Source organism: Bradyrhizobium sp. NAS96.2, from assembly GCF_001908235.1.
In the GTDB taxonomy this organism is placed as follows: domain Bacteria; phylum Pseudomonadota; class Alphaproteobacteria; order Rhizobiales; family Xanthobacteraceae; genus Bradyrhizobium.
Map to the genome: position 1 here is coordinate 1 of NZ_LGHK01000199.1, position 14,962 is coordinate 14,962.

Consider the following 14,962-nt stretch of genomic DNA (forward strand, 5'->3'; position numbering starts at 1 on the left):
GACACGCTGCTTCTGGCCGCCGGAGAGCACCGACGGCCACTGCCCGCGCTTGTCGCCGAGGCCGACCTCGACCAGCGCATGCTCGGCGCGCGCCTGCGCGTCGGCAGACGAGCGTTCTCGTCCCAGACCCACTTCGACATTGGACAGCACCCGCGCCCAGGGCAGCAGGCGCGGCTCCTGGAACATGACGCGGACGTCCTGCGCCCGCGGCTCCTCGCCGAACGCGATGCTGCCCGCGGTCGGCGCGTCGAGGCCGGCGATCAGGCGCAGCAGCGTGCTCTTGCCGCAACCGCTGCGGCCGACGATCGCGACGAACTGGCCGGCCGGAATGTGCAGGTCGATGCCGCGCAACACCTCATTGTCGCCGAACGACTTACGCAAGCCGCGAATGGTCAGCGACAGGCCGCGGGCCGCATTTTCCGTCACTCGCCGCAAGTGCCGCGATTTCGCGACGATGTCGGCGTGGTCGAGCGGCTCGGCGTCGACGGACTGGAAACGAAGCGCTTCTTGCATGCTCATTCTCACTTCTTCTGGAAAGCCGGGTGCCACGACAGGGTGAGCCGCTCCAGCGCCCGCGAGGCGCTGTCGGCGAGCTTGCCGAGCAAGGCGTAGATCAGGATCGAGAGCACGACGACGTCGATCAGCATGAACTCGCGCGCCTGCATCGCCATGTAGCCGAGACCCGACGAGGCCGCGATGGTCTCGGCGACGATCAACGTGAGCCACATGATGCCGAGCGCAAAGCGCAGACCGACGAAGATCGACGGCAGCGCGCCCGGGAAGATCACCCGGCGGAACAGCTCGCCGTCGGTCATGCCGTAGATGCGGCCCATCTCGATCAGCTGCGGGTCGACGGTCCGGATGCCGTGCAGCGTGTTGAGATAGATCGGGAAGAACACGCCGAGCGCCACGAGAAAGAGCTTTGCCGACTCGTCGATGCCGAACCACAGGATGACCAGCGGGATCAGCGCCAGATGCGGAATGTTGCGCACCATCTGCAGCGTGGTGTCGGTGAGTTTTGCCGACAGCTGCGACAGACCGTTGGCGAGCCCGAAGGCGAAGCCGATGCCGCCGCCGATCACAAAGCCGATCGAGGCGCGCCAGAAGCTGACCCAGATGTTGCGGACCAATTCACCAGATAGCAGCAGCTTCCATCCCGCCAGCGCGACATCGGTCGGCGCCGGCAGCACGCGCGAGGGGACAAAACCGGTGACGCAGGCGAGCTGCCAGATCAGGACAATGACGAGCGGCACGATCCACGGGATCAGCCCATCGACCTTGGGGAGTTTGGGCGCGCCGACGCGCGGTAGTGAATCGATCAAGCTCATGATTGCGATGCCTGCTTTTGCGGACGGTAATCATTGCCGATGGTCTCGCCGAACGGCCCGGTGTTGACGCGGATCGGCGTCACATTGCCCGGCTGCGCCAGCGACAGCAGCGGGAAGACCAGCTCGGCGAAGCGATAGGCTTCCTCGAGATGCGGGTAACCCGACATGATGAAGGTATCGACGCCGACGTCCTGATACTCCTTGATCCGCGCGGCGACGGTCTGGGGATCGCCGACCAGCGCGGTGCCGGCACCGCCGCGCACCAGGCCGACGCCGGCCCAGAGGTTCGGACTGATCTCGAGCTTGTCGCGACGGCCGCCATGCAGCTGCGCCATGCGTTGCTGGCCGACCGAGTCCATCCGTGAAAAGATCTTTTGCGCGGCAGCGATGGTGTCGTCGGTGACGTACTGGATCAATTCGTCGGCGGCACGCCATGCCTCTGCATTGGTCTCGCGTACGATCACATGCAGACGAATGCCGAACGACAGCTTGCGGCCGCGTTGCGCGGCCACCGCCTTCACCTTGGCGATCTTCTCGGCGACCTGCGCCGGCGGTTCGCCCCAGGTGAGGTATTTGTCGACGGTGTCGACCGCGACGTCGATGCCGGCGTCGGACGAGCCGCCGAAATACAGCGGCGGGCGCGGCGATTGCACCGGATTGAACAGCAGGCGGCCATCCTCGATCCGGATGTGCTTGCCTTCGACGTTGACTGTCTTGCCTGCCAGCAGATCGCTGTAGACGTTGAGGAACTCGCGCGTCACCGCGTAGCGCTCGTCGTGATCGAGGAAGATGCCGTCGCCCTTGTTCTCGATCGGATCGCCGCCGGTGACGACATTGATCAACAGACGGCCGCTCGACAGCCGATCCAAGGTCGCGGTCATGCGGGCGGCGACGCTCGGCGATTGCAGGCCGGGCCTGACCGCGACGAGATAGCGCAGCCGCTCGGTCCAGGGCGCGACGGCCGAGGCCACCACCCAGGAATCCTCGCAGCTCCGCCCGGTCGGCAGCAGCACGCCGTAATAGCCGAGCTGGTCCGCGGCCTGCGCGATCTGACGCAGATAGTTGAAGTTCACCTCGCGGCCGCCGATCGACGTGCCGAGATAGCGGCTGTCGCCATGGGTCGGCAGGAACCAGAGGATGTTGGCGTTGGTTGGGGTGCTCACGTGCCCGGCCTCCATGCGACGTCGGAAATCTTGATCTGTTTGGGGATCAGGCCGAGCGCGAAGAATGTATCGGCGACCTGCTGCTGGTCCGCGACCACGGCGTCGGTGACCGGCTTGATGCCGTAGGCCTGCCGCTTAAAAGCGACCTCCACGACAGGCACCGACAGGCCGATGCTCGGCGCCAGTTGCTCGGCAACGGCGTGGATGTCGCCCTTGGCCCAGTCATCAACTTCGCTGAGCTGCGCCAGCACGAGCTCAACGATCTTCGGATCGGCCTGCAAGAACTTCTTCGAAGAGAAGTAGAACTGATAATTCGCGACGATGCCGGTGCCGTCGGCGATGGTGCGCGCGCCGGTCGCGGCCTCGGCCGCGGCCTGGAACGGATCCCAGATCACCCAGGCGTCGACCGCACCGCGCTCGAACGCCGCGCGCGCATCGGCCGGCGCGAGGAACACCGGCTCGATCTCGGAATATTTGACGCCGGCTTTCTCCAGCGCCTTCACCAGCAGATAGTGGACATTGGAGCCCTTGTTCAGCGCGACCTTCTTGCCCCTGAGGTCAGTGACTGATTTGATCGGGCTGTCCTTCGGCACCAGGACTGCCTCGCCCTTTGGCGCCGGCGGCTCGTAGGCGACATACTGGATCGGCGCACCTGCGGCCTGCGCGAAGATCGGCGGTGCCTCGCCGGTGTTGCCGAAATCGATGGCACCGACATTAAGCGCTTCAAGCAGCGGCGGCCCGGACGGAAACTCGGTCCACACCACCTTGGTGCCGGCTGATTTCAACTTCTCCTCGAGCGAGCCCTTGCTCTTGAGCAGCACCAGCTTGCCGTATTTCTGATAGCCGATGCGGACGACCTTCTCCTGACCATAGGAGGCGCTGACGGTCGCAGCCACGATGCTTACCGACAGCACCGCGCGGGCGACCCAGCGCCGGAATAAACGCGTCATGGGAATATCCTCTGCATTGAAATGACCAAGCGCGCGCCGATCAGGTCTGGGTATTGCGCCAGACGATGTCGCGGATCGCGATCTGCTTCGGGATCAGGCCGAGCTTGAAGAAGCGGTCGGCAACCCCCTGCTGGGTCGCAATGACGTCGTCGGTGACGGGGCCGACCGAGAAGCCGGCCCGCCGCGCCGCGATGGTCTGGATGTCAAGCGGCACGCCGGTGACGGCGGCCAGCGATTTCGCGACCTCGTCGGGATGCGCCTCTGCCCATTTCGCGCTCGACGTCGTGACATCGACGATCTGCTGCAGCAGTGCGCCGTGCCGGTTCGCGAAGTCGCGATTGACGATGTAGAACGCGTTGGTCTTGGTGATGTCGCGGGTCTTGATCAGAATGCGGCCGTTCTGCCTGGTCTCGGCGATCGCGAAATACGGATCCCAGATCGCCCAGGCGTCGATCCCGCCATTGGCGAAGGCAGGGCCGGCGTCCGGCGGCGTCAGATAGACCGGCGTGATGTCGTCATAGGTCAGCCCGGCCTTCTCCAGCGTCTGGATCACGACGTTATGCGCGCTGGATCCCTTGGTGAAGCCGACGCGCTTGCCCTTGAGGTCAGCGATATCAGTGATTGCAGAATTCCGCGGCACCAGGATGCCTGACCCGTTGATGATCGGCTGCGCGGCGGCATAAACGATCGCCGCGCCCGCGGCCTGCGCAAAGATCGGCGGTGAATCGCCGACTGCGCCGTAATCGACGCTGCCGACATTCATCGCTTCCATCATCGGCGGGCCCGAGGAGAACTCGACCCACTTCACGCTGATGCCTTGCGGCTTGAAATGATTTTCCAAGGCCTCGCGCTGGCGCGTGATAACGAGCACGCCGTTCTTCTGATAGCCGATACGAATTTCCTTCGTGTCCGCCTGTGCCTGCGCGCCCCGCGACAGCGCTGCGGCTGCGGCTGTGACGAGTGACAGCTGGAGGAACTCACGACGCTTCATTCCAAGAGTCTCCTGACGATCAAGCGCGTTTCTCAACGCGCGATCATGCGATGTCAGGATGATGGGGCGCGCGAATGAAGCTGTCGAGCACCGCACAAAAATAGCGATGCCCGCACTTCGGTGCAGGCATCGCGCGTGCCGTTTCTTTTAAGGCGCCGATCACGTGTAGCGAATTATTTTCCTCACGGGATCGCGAGGTCGCTGCACATCAATTGATCAGCCTGCGGCGGCGGCTTTCGATCCGACATTGACCGCGAGTTTACCGTAGCGGTCCGAGAACGCCTGGGTATCGATCTCCTCGAGCCGGATCGAGCCATCGAGCACGCCCTTCTTCCAGGCATCGTGCTCGGGATCGTGCTGGAACTCCGGCATCACCTCTTTGGCGAACAGCTCGAGCGACTCGCAGATATGCTCGTGTGTGTTCTTGCCGGCCTGGTTGAGCAGGATCACCTGGTCGATATGCGACGAGCGGAAGCGCCGCAGCTTCTTGGCGATCGTCTCCGGTGAGCCGATCAGGCCGCCGCGCAGCGCGGCTTCCTGCGCCTCCGGATTCTCGCGCTTCCACTTGTTGTACTCGTCCCACATGTTGACGGTGCCGGGTGCCGGGCGCTGCCGGTTCTGCGCCTGGCCGTAATAGCGCAGCGCGAACTGGAAGAAGGTCGCGCCATCTGCACGCCTGCGTGCTTCCTCATCGGTCTTCGCACACATGAAGAACGAGACCAGCGCCATGTTGGGATTGATCTCATAGTCGGCAAGCTTCTTCAGCCGCTTGGTGATGGCGTTGTAATAGGCGTGCACCCAGGCATGCGCGGCTTCGGCGCTGACGAACTGGAAGCCGAGCGCGCCGAAGCCGTTCTGCCCGGCGCGTTCGATGGTCGGCAGCTGCGAGCAGGCCATCCAGAGCGGCGGGTGCGGCTTCTGCACCGGCTTCGGCACCACGTTGCGGAGCGGGATGTCGAAATATCTGCCGTGATGTTCGGTGCCGACCTTGGTGAACATCGGGAAGATCGCCTCGACTGCTTCCTCGAACACCTCGCGCTTGGTCTCCATGTCCCGGCCGAACGGCGTCAGCTCGGTGATCGAGGCGCTCTCGCCCATGCCGAACTCGCAGCGGCCGTTCGACAGCAGATCGAGCACCGCGACCCGCTCGGCGACGCGCGCGGGATGATTGGTGGTGAGCTGGAAGATGCCGTGGCCGAGCCGGATATTTTTCGTGCGCTGGCTCGCGGCGGCGAGGAAGGATTCCGGCGCCGGCGAATGCGAATATTCCTCGAGGAAATGATGCTCGACGACCCAGGCGTAGTCGTAAGCCAGCCGGTCGGCGGTCTCCAATTGTGTCAGCGCATTCTGGTAGAGCCTGAGCTCGTCGCCGTCGTTCCAGGGGCGCGGCAGTTGCAGCTCGTAAAAGATGCCGAATTTCATGGCGTCATCACTCCCAAGGTCGTGTCCTTGACCACTTGTCGTGGTCCCGACCGCTTGTTGTTTTGGATCAGTCTAGTGGCGGGGAAGGCCAAGTCCAGCCTCGGGGGTGAAACTCCAATTCCGTGCAGCGGGAGGCGGCTTGCCTGGAACGCATGAATGTTTAGCTTGTATTGGTGTGAGTCGCGGCGCTATCGGTCGCGCGCTCCTTCCTCCGAAAGCTCATGACCACCTTTACGCCGCATCAGGATTCCGCGCTGAAAGCCGTCGCCGACTGGCTGAAAGCCAAGCCCGGCAAAAACGGCACGCCGCCGGTGTTCCGCCTGTTCGGCTATGCCGGAACCGGCAAGACCACGCTTGCCCAGCACATCGCCGAGGGTGTCGACGGCGAGGTGAAGTTCGCCGCCTTCACCGGCAAGGCGGCGCTGGTGATGCGCAACAAGGGCTGCGACAGCGCGTCCACGATCCACTCGCTGATCTACCGCGCCCGGGAATCCGGCGTCGAGCAGCCGAGCTTTGAGCTCTGGGACGACGCGCCGGCCTCGAAGGCCAAGCTGATCGTGATCGACGAATGCTCGATGGTCGACGCCGAGCTCGGCCGCGACCTGATGTCGTTCGACTGCCCGCTGCTGGTGCTCGGCGATCCCGCGCAATTGCCGCCGATCCAGGGCGGCGGCTTCTTCACCGACGCCGAGCCGGACGCGATGCTGACCGAGGTGCACCGCCAGGCGCAGGACGATCCGATCGTGCGGATGTCGATGGACATCCGCGAGGGCCGCGAGCTCGAGATCGGCCGTCATGGCGAGAGCGAGGTGGTGTCGCGCAAGGAACTCGATCCGGACCGCGTGATGAGCGCCGACCAGGTGCTGGTCGGCCGCAACAACACCCGCCGCGCCTACAACATGCGGGTGCGGCAGCGGCTGAACATCGAGGATCCGCTGCCGGTCGCCGGCGACAAGCTGGTCTGCCTGCGCAACAACCGCAAGAAGGGCCTGTTCAACGGCGGGCTGTGGCGAGTCAAGGCGCGCGCGCAGTCGAAATCCAAGATCATCACCATGCGCGTGATGCCCGACGAGGATTTCGGCTACAAGGTCACCAAGGTCTCGGTGCGCGGCGAATGCTTCGACGGCGGCGTCGAGGGCGTGCCGTGGGAGCAGCGCAAGCCCTATGACGAGTTCGACTACGGTTATGTGCTGACCGTGCACAAGTCGCAGGGCTCGCAATGGGACGACGTCGTGCTGTTCGACGAGAGCTTTGCATTCCAGGACTCGCGCGCGAGGTGGCTGTACACCGGTATCACGCGGGCGGCGAAGCGCCTCAGCGTCGTGGTGTGAGGCCCTATCCCCCGTCATTGCGAGCGAAGCGAAGCAATCCATCATCCCGCTTGTTGAGACATGGATTGCTTCGTCGCTTCAGCGCAAAATTGCTTTGCAATTTTGTCGCGAGCTCCTCGCAATGACGAGATAGCCAACTCACCGGTGGCCGGCCGCCGGCCTAAGGTCTTGCGCGACCGCGATTTTATTCACGAAACCGTGTGGCCGGCGCCGTAACAAAACGTCCCCTCGCCCGTATTTTGAAGCGTCGGAGGAGCCCGGCCCGGTTTGCCAATGCCGGCCCCCGCTCTAGACTGGCCCCCAATTGCGATCCCACGAGGAACCCATGCCCAAGAGCTCCCTCAGCCGTCTCTCGCTCTGCGCCGCCGCGATCGGCGCGCTGGCGGTCGCCGCTTTTGCCATCGCGCCCTCGCTTGCCGCCGAGGACGCCGTGGTCATCCCGCCGCCGGCGGCGAGCGCGCCTGAAACCGGCATCAAGACCGCTGTGCTCGCCGGCGGCTGCTTCTGGGGTGTGCAGGGCGTGTTCCAGCACACCGCCGGCGTCGTCAGCGCGGTGTCCGGCTACTCCGGCGGCGGCAAGGCCAATGCCGACTACGAGAAGGTCTCGACCGGCACCACCGGCCACGCCGAGTCGGTCGAGATCAAATACGACCCGCAGAAGATCTCCTATGGCAAGATCCTGCAGATCTTCTTCTCGGTCGTGCACGACCCGACCCAGCTGAACCGCCAGGGACCGGACAGCGGCACGCAATATCGCTCGGCGATCTTCACGACCAGCGACGAGCAGAAGAAGGTCGCGGACGCCTATATCGCCCAGCTCAACGCGGCCAAGGTCTACAAGAAGCCGATCGTCACCAAGGTCGGCGCGCTGGAGGCGTTCTATCCGGCGGAGGGCTACCACCAGGACTATCTGACGCTGCACCCGAACCAGCCCTATATTGCGTATAACGACATCCCGAAGGTCGAGAACCTGAAGAAGATCTTCGCGGAGAACTACATCGAGAAGCCGACGCTGGTGAGCAGCACCAAGGTCACCAACTGAGGCGATGCTTCCCGTCATTGCGGGCGGAGCGAAGCAATCCATGCCGCAACTAGCGGAGAGATGGATTGCTTCGTCAGCGGAGTTTATCATCGGGCCGGCCAAAGGCCGGACCCGTTGGCTCCTCGCAATGACGATCAAACCAAGGGAGTTTCCATGTCCGATACCAAGACCGACGGCAAGGTCCGCAAGAGCGAGGCCGAGTGGCGCAAGGAATTGACGCCGATGCAGTACGCCGTGCTGCGCGAGAAGGCGACCGAGCGGCCGTTCACCGGCGAATACGAGCATGATCCCCGCAAGGGCACCTATGTCTGCGCCGGCTGCGGGCAGACGCTGTTCGAGTCCGATCAGAAGTTCGATTCCGGCTGCGGCTGGCCGAGTTTCTCGAAGCCCGCGGTCGAGAACCATGTCGACGAGGAGCGCGACATGAGCCACGGCATGATCCGCACCGAGGTGCTGTGCTCGAAATGCGACGGCCATCTCGGCCATGTCTTCAACGACGGCCCCGGCCCGACCGGCCTGCGCTACTGCATCAACTCGGCGGCGCTGAAGCTGAACGAGAAGAAGTAACGGCCGTCGGGCCTAGCGGGCCGAATAATCCACCGGCCCGTCGAACGTTTGATCCGCCCCGCGCGACCAAGAACCGGTCGCGCGGGGTTTTGTTTTGGCGCGGCCATCCTTCCGCGCGCCTCAACACAAGGAAATCTTGATGTCACGGATTCCAGGAAAGCTTTTATTCGGTCTCGGTCTTGCCGGCGTCATCATGGGGAGCACGGTGAGCATGCCGGCATTCGCCGCCGACAAGATCTCGCTGTTCAAGATCATTACCTCCAAGGACGAGATCGTCATCGGCCTGACCGATGCCGATCTCGCTGCGGTCGAGGGCCAGAATGCCGGCGGCATCGCCAAGATGCTGGTCGCCAAGGGCTCGATGAGCGTCTGGCAATACGCCGTGCACAAATCCGCCGCCGGCGATCTCGAACAGGCACCGCTGCACAAGGTCGGGCTGATCGCCCATGACTCGCTGCGGGTCGAGCCCTATCCGACCCCGCTGAAGGTGCTCCCGATCGACGAAAGCAAGAAGTGACGGCGAAGCCGTCATCCCCGGGGCAGTCCCAACGGTCGGCGCTTTCCGCCGCCGGGTGACGGGCTCCGGACTGAGAATCCCCAATTCGCAATTGCGAATTGGGGTTCGATGCCGCGCATCGCCCCAAAATGACGCCGAAGTTAACGACTCGCGGGCCGGAATGTGCTTTGCTCTGAATCTGCGGGGCCGTCGGCGTCTCGCCGTGCGGCTGCCGCCTGTTCTGAGGAGGGCGCCATGTCGCTCGGATTGATCCTCATCATCCTCCTGCTGGTTATCCTGCTGGGTGGCTACAGCGGCCGGATCCGCGGCTATGGCTATGGTCTCGGCCACTCCGGAATGGGGCTTTTCGGGGTGATTTTGATCGTGGTTGCGATCCTGGCCTGGCTCGACAAGATTTGATGGTCGTAAGCTATTGAAATAAATAGACTTATTTGACCGCGCGCCGTGCCATGCGCGGATTCAGCATGTGCCCTGCCGGGGGCGCTTCTGGGGTCGCATTTTTGTCAAAGAGGCCTATATTAGCGATCGAAATGACAATGTACGGCGCGCCGCCAAGTACAGGCCGCCGTCCCCCAAATCCCTTTCGCCACGCCAACTGCCAAGAACACAAGAGGTCGTCGACCATGCGTCCCCTGCGTCCGTTCAACTACAATACGTCTGCCGAACTGTTTCCTGCCGCGATCCGCAAGAAGAAGCGGGCGGGCTTCGCATACCGCCGTTTCGGCACCGCTGCCGAGGCCGTGCAGTTCGCGATGGAGCAGCTGCCGGCGGATTCGCTGAACGGCGCCTATCTGCAGGTCGAGGAAGCCCGTTTCGACCAAAACGGCATCCGCTCGCTCTATGAGAGCGAGGCGTTCCCGCTGCCGCGCCGTCCGCGCCCCGCCGCCAGCCAGACCGACGCCGACGCCGCATAAGATTTCTGCTCGTCGCCTAACGAAAAGCCCTCGGACGATCCGGGGGCTTTTGTTTTGGGGAAGACTCCCTTCTTGCGCATAATCTGATCGGAAAACCGCTGCACACTTTTCCGGATTATGCGCTAGAGCCGCGGCTGCTTGTCGAGCCAGCGCCGCAGCATCCGCACATTGCGGATATTGGCGCGGAACATGACGTCGAAGGCGTCGCCCGCCACCGGCACCATGCCGACCACGCCGTCGACGGCGACATTGGCGAGCATCCGGGCGGTGATGTGCCAAGGCGCGCCCAGCAGCCGGGCCTCGCGCACCAGCCACAGCGAGATCGCGGTCGTGATGAGATCGCCGATCACGGGGATCAGGCCGATCAGCCCGTCGATGCCGTAGCGGACATTAGTGCCCGGCACGACGAAGGCGACATCGAGCAGCTTTGCGATCATCTCCAGCCGCGCGAGCCGTTCCTCGCGCGTCAGATTACCGAACGGATTGGCACTGGAGTTGCGAAAGTCGAAGCGGAAGCCGTCCTGAAAGCCTTGGAACTGCGGATGCAGCGGACCATCTGAGAGCTCACGCCCGTCCTGATCGATCACCTTGCCGCGCGCATGCGCTCCGCCGAAGGGCGGCCGCGATCGCGTGGCGTGGGGCGTGAAAATGTCGTCCTCGGGCATGGCCATCACATGGTAACGCAGGCAGGCGGTTCAAGTTGCGTCACATTACCACTGTGTCACGTTCGAGGCTGTCACGCGCAAGGCCATCACGTGCCGCGCGCCGCCGACGGCGTCAAGCCGAAGCGGCGGCGGAAACAGCGATTGAAGTAGGACAGATCGTTGAAGCCGCAATCGAAGGCAAAGCGCGATGACGATTCAACCCAATCTCATCGCGCTTTAGTACACGCCCTTGTTCATGGTTCTGAGCCGCTGCGCCAGCGTCCTCATCACCTTGAGGGCGAAGTGCGGCGTCTGGCTGACGAGGAAGAGAAACTGCTTTTCCGAGACCGGGACGAGCTCGACATCCGTCAGGGCCGTGGCCGTCGCACTCCTCGGCTCGTTGTCGATCAATGCCATCTCGCCAAAGATGGTGTCCGGCGCGAGGTCCGCCATGGTCTTGTTGCCGACCTGGATCCGCACATAGCCGCTCTTGATCACGAAGAGCTCGTTGGCTTGCTCGCCCTCGCGAAAAATAACGCCGCCGGCCCGGACCAGGCGGGTTTCGATACTGTTGCCCGTCAGAAGGCTGAAGCTTGCATCTGCCACTCGAAATCCCTTTTCTGCGGTTCTGGCTAAAATAAATGCGCGAATAGAAAGTAGAGGACGCCCGAGATCAGCATCGCCACCGGCAAGGTCAGAACCCAGGCCATGGCGATGTTGCGGATCGTCGACCATTGCAGGCCCGATCCGTTTGCAGTCATGGTGCCTGCGATGCCGGACGACAGCACGTGCGTCGTCGATACCGGCAGACCGTAGCCGTCCGCCGCGGCGATGGTCGCGGCCGCCGTGATCTCGGCGCAGGCGCCCTGCGCGTAGGTCAGATGGGTCTTGCCGATCTTTTCGCCCACCGTCACGACGATCCGTTTCCAGCCGACCATCGTGCCGAGGCCGAGCGCGATGGCGACCGCGATCTTCACCCAGGACGGAATGAATTTGGTGGCGGCATCCAGCGAGCCCTTGTAGCGATTGAGCGTTGCGACATCGGCATCGCTTAGCCCGTTGTCGCTGCTCTTCATGAGCAGGCGAAGCGCCTCCGAGACCAGATACATATCGTTGCGCGTGTTGCGAACGGTCTCGGCGGGGAATTTTGCCAGCGAACCGTACTGAACGACCTGGTCTCTGATCTCGCGGACGAGGACGGCGAGTGACGGATAGGTGTCGTCGGTGAGCTGCCGAAGCGCGATGTAGTTCGTCACCGCCAGGCGCGGGTCGCCGGTGACCTTGCGATCAGCGCCCTTGTCCTCGACGACCTTGCTCGCCGCAGCCGAATTCGCGGTGAATGCCTCGATCTGGCTCGCAGGCATCGCGCGATTGAGCGCGTAAGCGGTCGGGACCACGCCGATCAGGATGAGCATGATGAGGCCCATGCCTTTCTGACCGTCGTTCGATCCATGAAAGAAGCTGACCAGAGTGCAGGTCAGGATCAGGATGCCGCGAATCCACCATGGCGGCGGCTGGTCGCCTTGCGGTTCGCCGAACAACGCCGGCGTTGCGCGCAACAATGCGGTCTTGAGTCCGTAGAGCAGGATGGCAGCCAGCAGAAATCCGAACAGCGGCGACAGCAGCAGCGCCTTGCCGGTGTTGACGGCCTGCGACCAATCCACGCCGGACGTCCCCTCTCGTCCGTGCATCAAGGCGTTCGATATGCCCACGCCCATGATCGATCCGATCAGGGTGTGCGAACTCGAGGCCGGCAGTCCAAAATACCACGTGCCCACGTTCCAGATGATGGCGGCGATCAGAAGCGCGAACACCATGGCGAAGCCGGCGCTGCTGCCGACCTGAAGGATCAGTTCGACCGGCAACAAGGAGACGATGCCGAAAGCGACGGCGCCGCTGGAGAGAAGCACGCCGATCAGATTGAAGAGGCCTGACCAGACGACGGCAATATGCGCCGGCATCGAGCGCGTGTAGATCACGGTTGCGACGGCGTTTGCGGTGTCGTGAAAGCCGTTGACGAATTCGAAGCCGAGCGAGATCAACAGAGCGACGAACAGCAGCAGGAACGCCGCATAAGAGGTCTTGCCGGCGCCCGTGGCGCCAACATCCGCGTAGATGCTGTAGGCCACGAACAGCAGCGCGGCGCCGATCACGCCGAGATAGATGATGCCGGTGAGCGGATGAAAGCCCTTCTCGAGATCGGGCCCCCTGCGCCGCGCGGGCTCGATCGAACCAGGTAACGCCACATCGCTCATGTGATTTGCCCTCATGGCCGCGGGAGGACAAAAGCGGCCATGTGACATTGGGACTACGTTTACATGACGCAAATGTGACAGTTACATGAAAGACGGTGCGCGCAGCTGGCGACGGGCGCCTAATGCATTGATAGGGTTGGTATAGTTTGGTCTAGTGCTGCGACACCGGCTGCGCCGGCGCGTGCAGCTCTTCGGCGTATTTGTGCGCGAGCCAGGACGTGATCACACCCGGAATGAAGCCGACCAGCCCATAGAGGATGAACTGCACCGGACCGCTCTCCGAACCGTGCGAGGCGTAGGCCAGCGCAGCGCCGACGAACGCCACCGCTCCGACGATCAGCATCCGCACCGTTGGCGTGATCCGTCGCATATGCATCAGGATGTCGTCGATCGCGCCGAACATCAGCGACGGCACGATGCCGAACAGATAATTGTATTGCAGCGACTTCACGAACACGACGAGCAGCTTTGCCACCTCGCCGCCATTGGTCTCGGTCCAATAGCCGGACTGATAGGTGGTCATGAGCAGCAGCAGGAAGCCGCCGATGAACGGCCCGATGGCTGCAAAGATCAGATAGCGTTTCATGGCGTGCCCTTGCCCGACGTCAGGCGAGTGTAACGCAGTCACGCGACGGTTCTAGGGAAAATCGAAAGCGCCCGGAATGTTCCGCGGACTGCGCGTCGGATGCGCTGCAACAGTCTGACGTCGCTGCGATACGGAATTGCCCGGACAGAGCCGGGCGATGGCATCGTGAGCACGAGGTGAGTGTCGAGGCCGCTACTCACCCCACGCCGCGAAGGCGTCGTTGAAGGCCCGCTCGCCGGGGGCGCCCTTTTCGATCGCGATGATGGCGCGGCGCTGGTTGGTATAGACCAGCGGCACGTCGAACCAGGAGCGCTCCTTCAGCAGTTGCAGATTGCGCGAGCGGTCGGCGTCGACGTTGGACAGGCCGACCAGGAAGAAGCCGTCGGTGACCTTGACCGCGAGGCCGGCCAGCGGCGTGCCGCGCGCCTGCTCGTTGGACTTCATCAGGATGCCCGGCACGTTGCCGACGCCGCCATTGGCGAAGTCCTGCGGCAGGATGAAGGTCAATTCCGCGGTATGGCTCGCCGGCAGCGATGAATCGGTGTTGCGGCGGAACGACATCGTCATCTTGAACTTGCGATCGGGGATGTCGATGTCGGCGCGCACGGCGATGTCGGGCTTCTGGTTGCCCGATCCCTTGACCTGCTCGGTACGCCAGACCACCGAACCGACATACTGCTTGCCCTTCGGATCCGAGGGATCCTCGTCATACAGCACCACGCGCTGCGCCACCGGAGCGACCGGCTCGCCCGACGAGGGCTGGCCGACGCGGTCGGTGATCTTCTTGCTCGACGGCGTCGCCGAAGCATCCTTCGGCGCCTCGACGGGAGCGGAGGGTTTGAACAGGGTGCTGACATAGGTCAGGGCCGGCTTGCCCCAGAGGATGCCGGCGCCGACCAGGATCAGCAGGATGCCGATCACGATCGCCGTCTTGAACGGGAACATCGACCCGACGCGCGGCCGCTTCGGCTCACGATCGGCGTTGCTGACCCGCGACCGCGGCGGCGGCGCCTGGGGCGGCTGCTGCGGGGTGTAGCGCTCCGCCTCCTCGATCGACTCGTCGTAGGAGTACGGCGCCTCGGGATCGCCGCCGCGGTTCTCCAGGCTCGGCTCGAGCCGGTCGAATTCCGGCGAAGGCGACGGCACGTTGGCGTAGGTCTTGCGCGCGTTGCGGCTGGCCTGTGCTGCGGCTCGGCCGAGATCGTCGGCGTCCGCGGTGATGTCGCGGAAGCCGCGTACACCCGGCGCGGAC

Annotated in this window: 17 protein-coding genes and 1 pseudogene; 6 read left to right on the forward strand and 12 right to left on the reverse strand. The window is 63.7% G+C overall.

What is annotated here, in order from left to right:
* The 6 genes from AC628_RS33795 to AC628_RS33820 all read right to left on the reverse strand — a co-directional run.
* Nucleotides 1–513: ATP-binding cassette domain-containing protein (locus AC628_RS33795; protein ID WP_143201945.1), on the reverse strand; the 513-nt coding region annotated here is incomplete at its 3' end.
* 8 nt (nt 514–521) lie between these two features.
* The gene (locus AC628_RS33800; protein WP_074131051.1) at nt 522–1,328 is read right to left on the reverse strand and encodes an ABC transporter permease subunit; all 807 of its coding nucleotides are present in this window, start codon (nt 1,326–1,328) and stop codon (nt 522–524) included.
* A complete protein-coding gene (gene ssuD, locus AC628_RS33805) occupies nt 1,325–2,506 on the reverse strand; it encodes an FMNH2-dependent alkanesulfonate monooxygenase (RefSeq protein WP_074131052.1) in 1,182 nt (393 codons plus the stop codon). Before ssuD ends, AC628_RS33800 begins: the two co-directional genes overlap by 4 nt.
* The gene (locus tag AC628_RS33810; protein ID WP_074131053.1) at nt 2,488–3,441 is read right to left on the reverse strand and encodes a sulfonate ABC transporter substrate-binding protein; all 954 of its coding nucleotides are present in this window, start codon (nt 3,439–3,441) and stop codon (nt 2,488–2,490) included. Before AC628_RS33810 ends, ssuD begins: the two co-directional genes overlap by 19 nt.
* Nucleotides 3,442–3,481: 40 nt before the next feature.
* Nucleotides 3,482–4,432, reverse strand: coding sequence for a sulfonate ABC transporter substrate-binding protein (locus AC628_RS33815; protein ID WP_074131054.1), 951 nt, complete (start codon nt 4,430–4,432; stop codon nt 3,482–3,484).
* A gap of 216 nt (nt 4,433–4,648) precedes the next feature.
* On the reverse strand, nt 4,649–5,854 hold the full coding sequence (locus AC628_RS33820; protein WP_074131055.1) for an LLM class flavin-dependent oxidoreductase: 1,206 nt from the start codon (nt 5,852–5,854) through the stop codon (nt 4,649–4,651).
* 221 nt (nt 5,855–6,075) lie between these two features.
* Here AC628_RS33820 and AC628_RS33825 point away from each other — a divergent pair, with 221 nt between their 5' ends.
* From AC628_RS33825 to AC628_RS33850, 6 genes are all read left to right on the forward strand, one after another.
* Nucleotides 6,076–7,185, forward strand: a complete 1,110-nt coding sequence (locus AC628_RS33825; RefSeq protein ID WP_074131056.1) for an ATP-dependent DNA helicase — start codon at nt 6,076–6,078, stop codon at nt 7,183–7,185.
* A 325-nt stretch (nt 7,186–7,510) separates the two neighbouring features.
* The gene (gene msrA, locus AC628_RS33830) at nt 7,511–8,227 is read left to right on the forward strand and encodes a peptide-methionine (S)-S-oxide reductase MsrA (protein ID WP_074131057.1); all 717 of its coding nucleotides are present in this window, start codon (nt 7,511–7,513) and stop codon (nt 8,225–8,227) included.
* Nucleotides 8,228–8,380: 153 nt separating this feature from the next.
* Nucleotides 8,381–8,794, forward strand: a complete 414-nt coding sequence (msrB, locus tag AC628_RS33835) for a peptide-methionine (R)-S-oxide reductase MsrB (RefSeq protein ID WP_074131058.1) — start codon at nt 8,381–8,383, stop codon at nt 8,792–8,794.
* Nucleotides 8,795–8,933: 139 nt separating this feature from the next.
* A complete protein-coding gene (locus tag AC628_RS33840; protein WP_074131059.1) occupies nt 8,934–9,311 on the forward strand; it encodes a hypothetical protein in 378 nt (125 codons plus the stop codon).
* Nucleotides 9,312–9,545: 234 nt separating this feature from the next.
* A complete protein-coding gene (locus AC628_RS33845) occupies nt 9,546–9,710 on the forward strand; it encodes a DUF3309 family protein (protein WP_074131060.1) in 165 nt (54 codons plus the stop codon).
* A gap of 224 nt (nt 9,711–9,934) precedes the next feature.
* A complete protein-coding gene (locus tag AC628_RS33850; protein ID WP_016844322.1) occupies nt 9,935–10,225 on the forward strand; it encodes a hypothetical protein in 291 nt (96 codons plus the stop codon).
* Nucleotides 10,226–10,347: 122 nt separating this feature from the next.
* Here AC628_RS33850 and AC628_RS33855 read toward each other — a convergent pair whose 3' ends face one another.
* The 6 genes and pseudogenes from AC628_RS33855 to AC628_RS33880 form a co-directional block, all read right to left on the reverse strand.
* Nucleotides 10,348–10,896 carry a DUF4112 domain-containing protein gene (locus tag AC628_RS33855; RefSeq protein ID WP_074131061.1) on the reverse strand — a complete coding sequence of 183 codons (549 nt, stop codon included), beginning with the start codon at nt 10,894–10,896 and terminating at the stop codon, nt 10,348–10,350.
* A gap of 80 nt (nt 10,897–10,976) precedes the next feature.
* A pseudogene (locus tag AC628_RS33860) lies at nt 10,977–11,078 on the reverse strand (AraC family transcriptional regulator); the annotation flags it as partial.
* Nucleotides 11,079–11,106: 28 nt separating this feature from the next.
* A complete protein-coding gene (locus AC628_RS33865) occupies nt 11,107–11,475 on the reverse strand; it encodes a Crp/Fnr family transcriptional regulator (protein ID WP_146993002.1) in 369 nt (122 codons plus the stop codon).
* 26 nt (nt 11,476–11,501) lie between these two features.
* The gene (locus AC628_RS33870) at nt 11,502–13,124 is read right to left on the reverse strand and encodes an inorganic phosphate transporter (protein ID WP_074131062.1); all 1,623 of its coding nucleotides are present in this window, start codon (nt 13,122–13,124) and stop codon (nt 11,502–11,504) included.
* A 151-nt stretch (nt 13,125–13,275) separates the two neighbouring features.
* The gene (locus AC628_RS33875) at nt 13,276–13,710 is read right to left on the reverse strand and encodes a DUF5413 family protein (RefSeq protein ID WP_074131063.1); all 435 of its coding nucleotides are present in this window, start codon (nt 13,708–13,710) and stop codon (nt 13,276–13,278) included.
* 192 nt (nt 13,711–13,902) lie between these two features.
* A partial coding sequence (locus AC628_RS33880) for a hypothetical protein (protein WP_074131064.1) occupies nt 13,903–14,962 on the reverse strand: 1,060 nt, incomplete at its 5' end.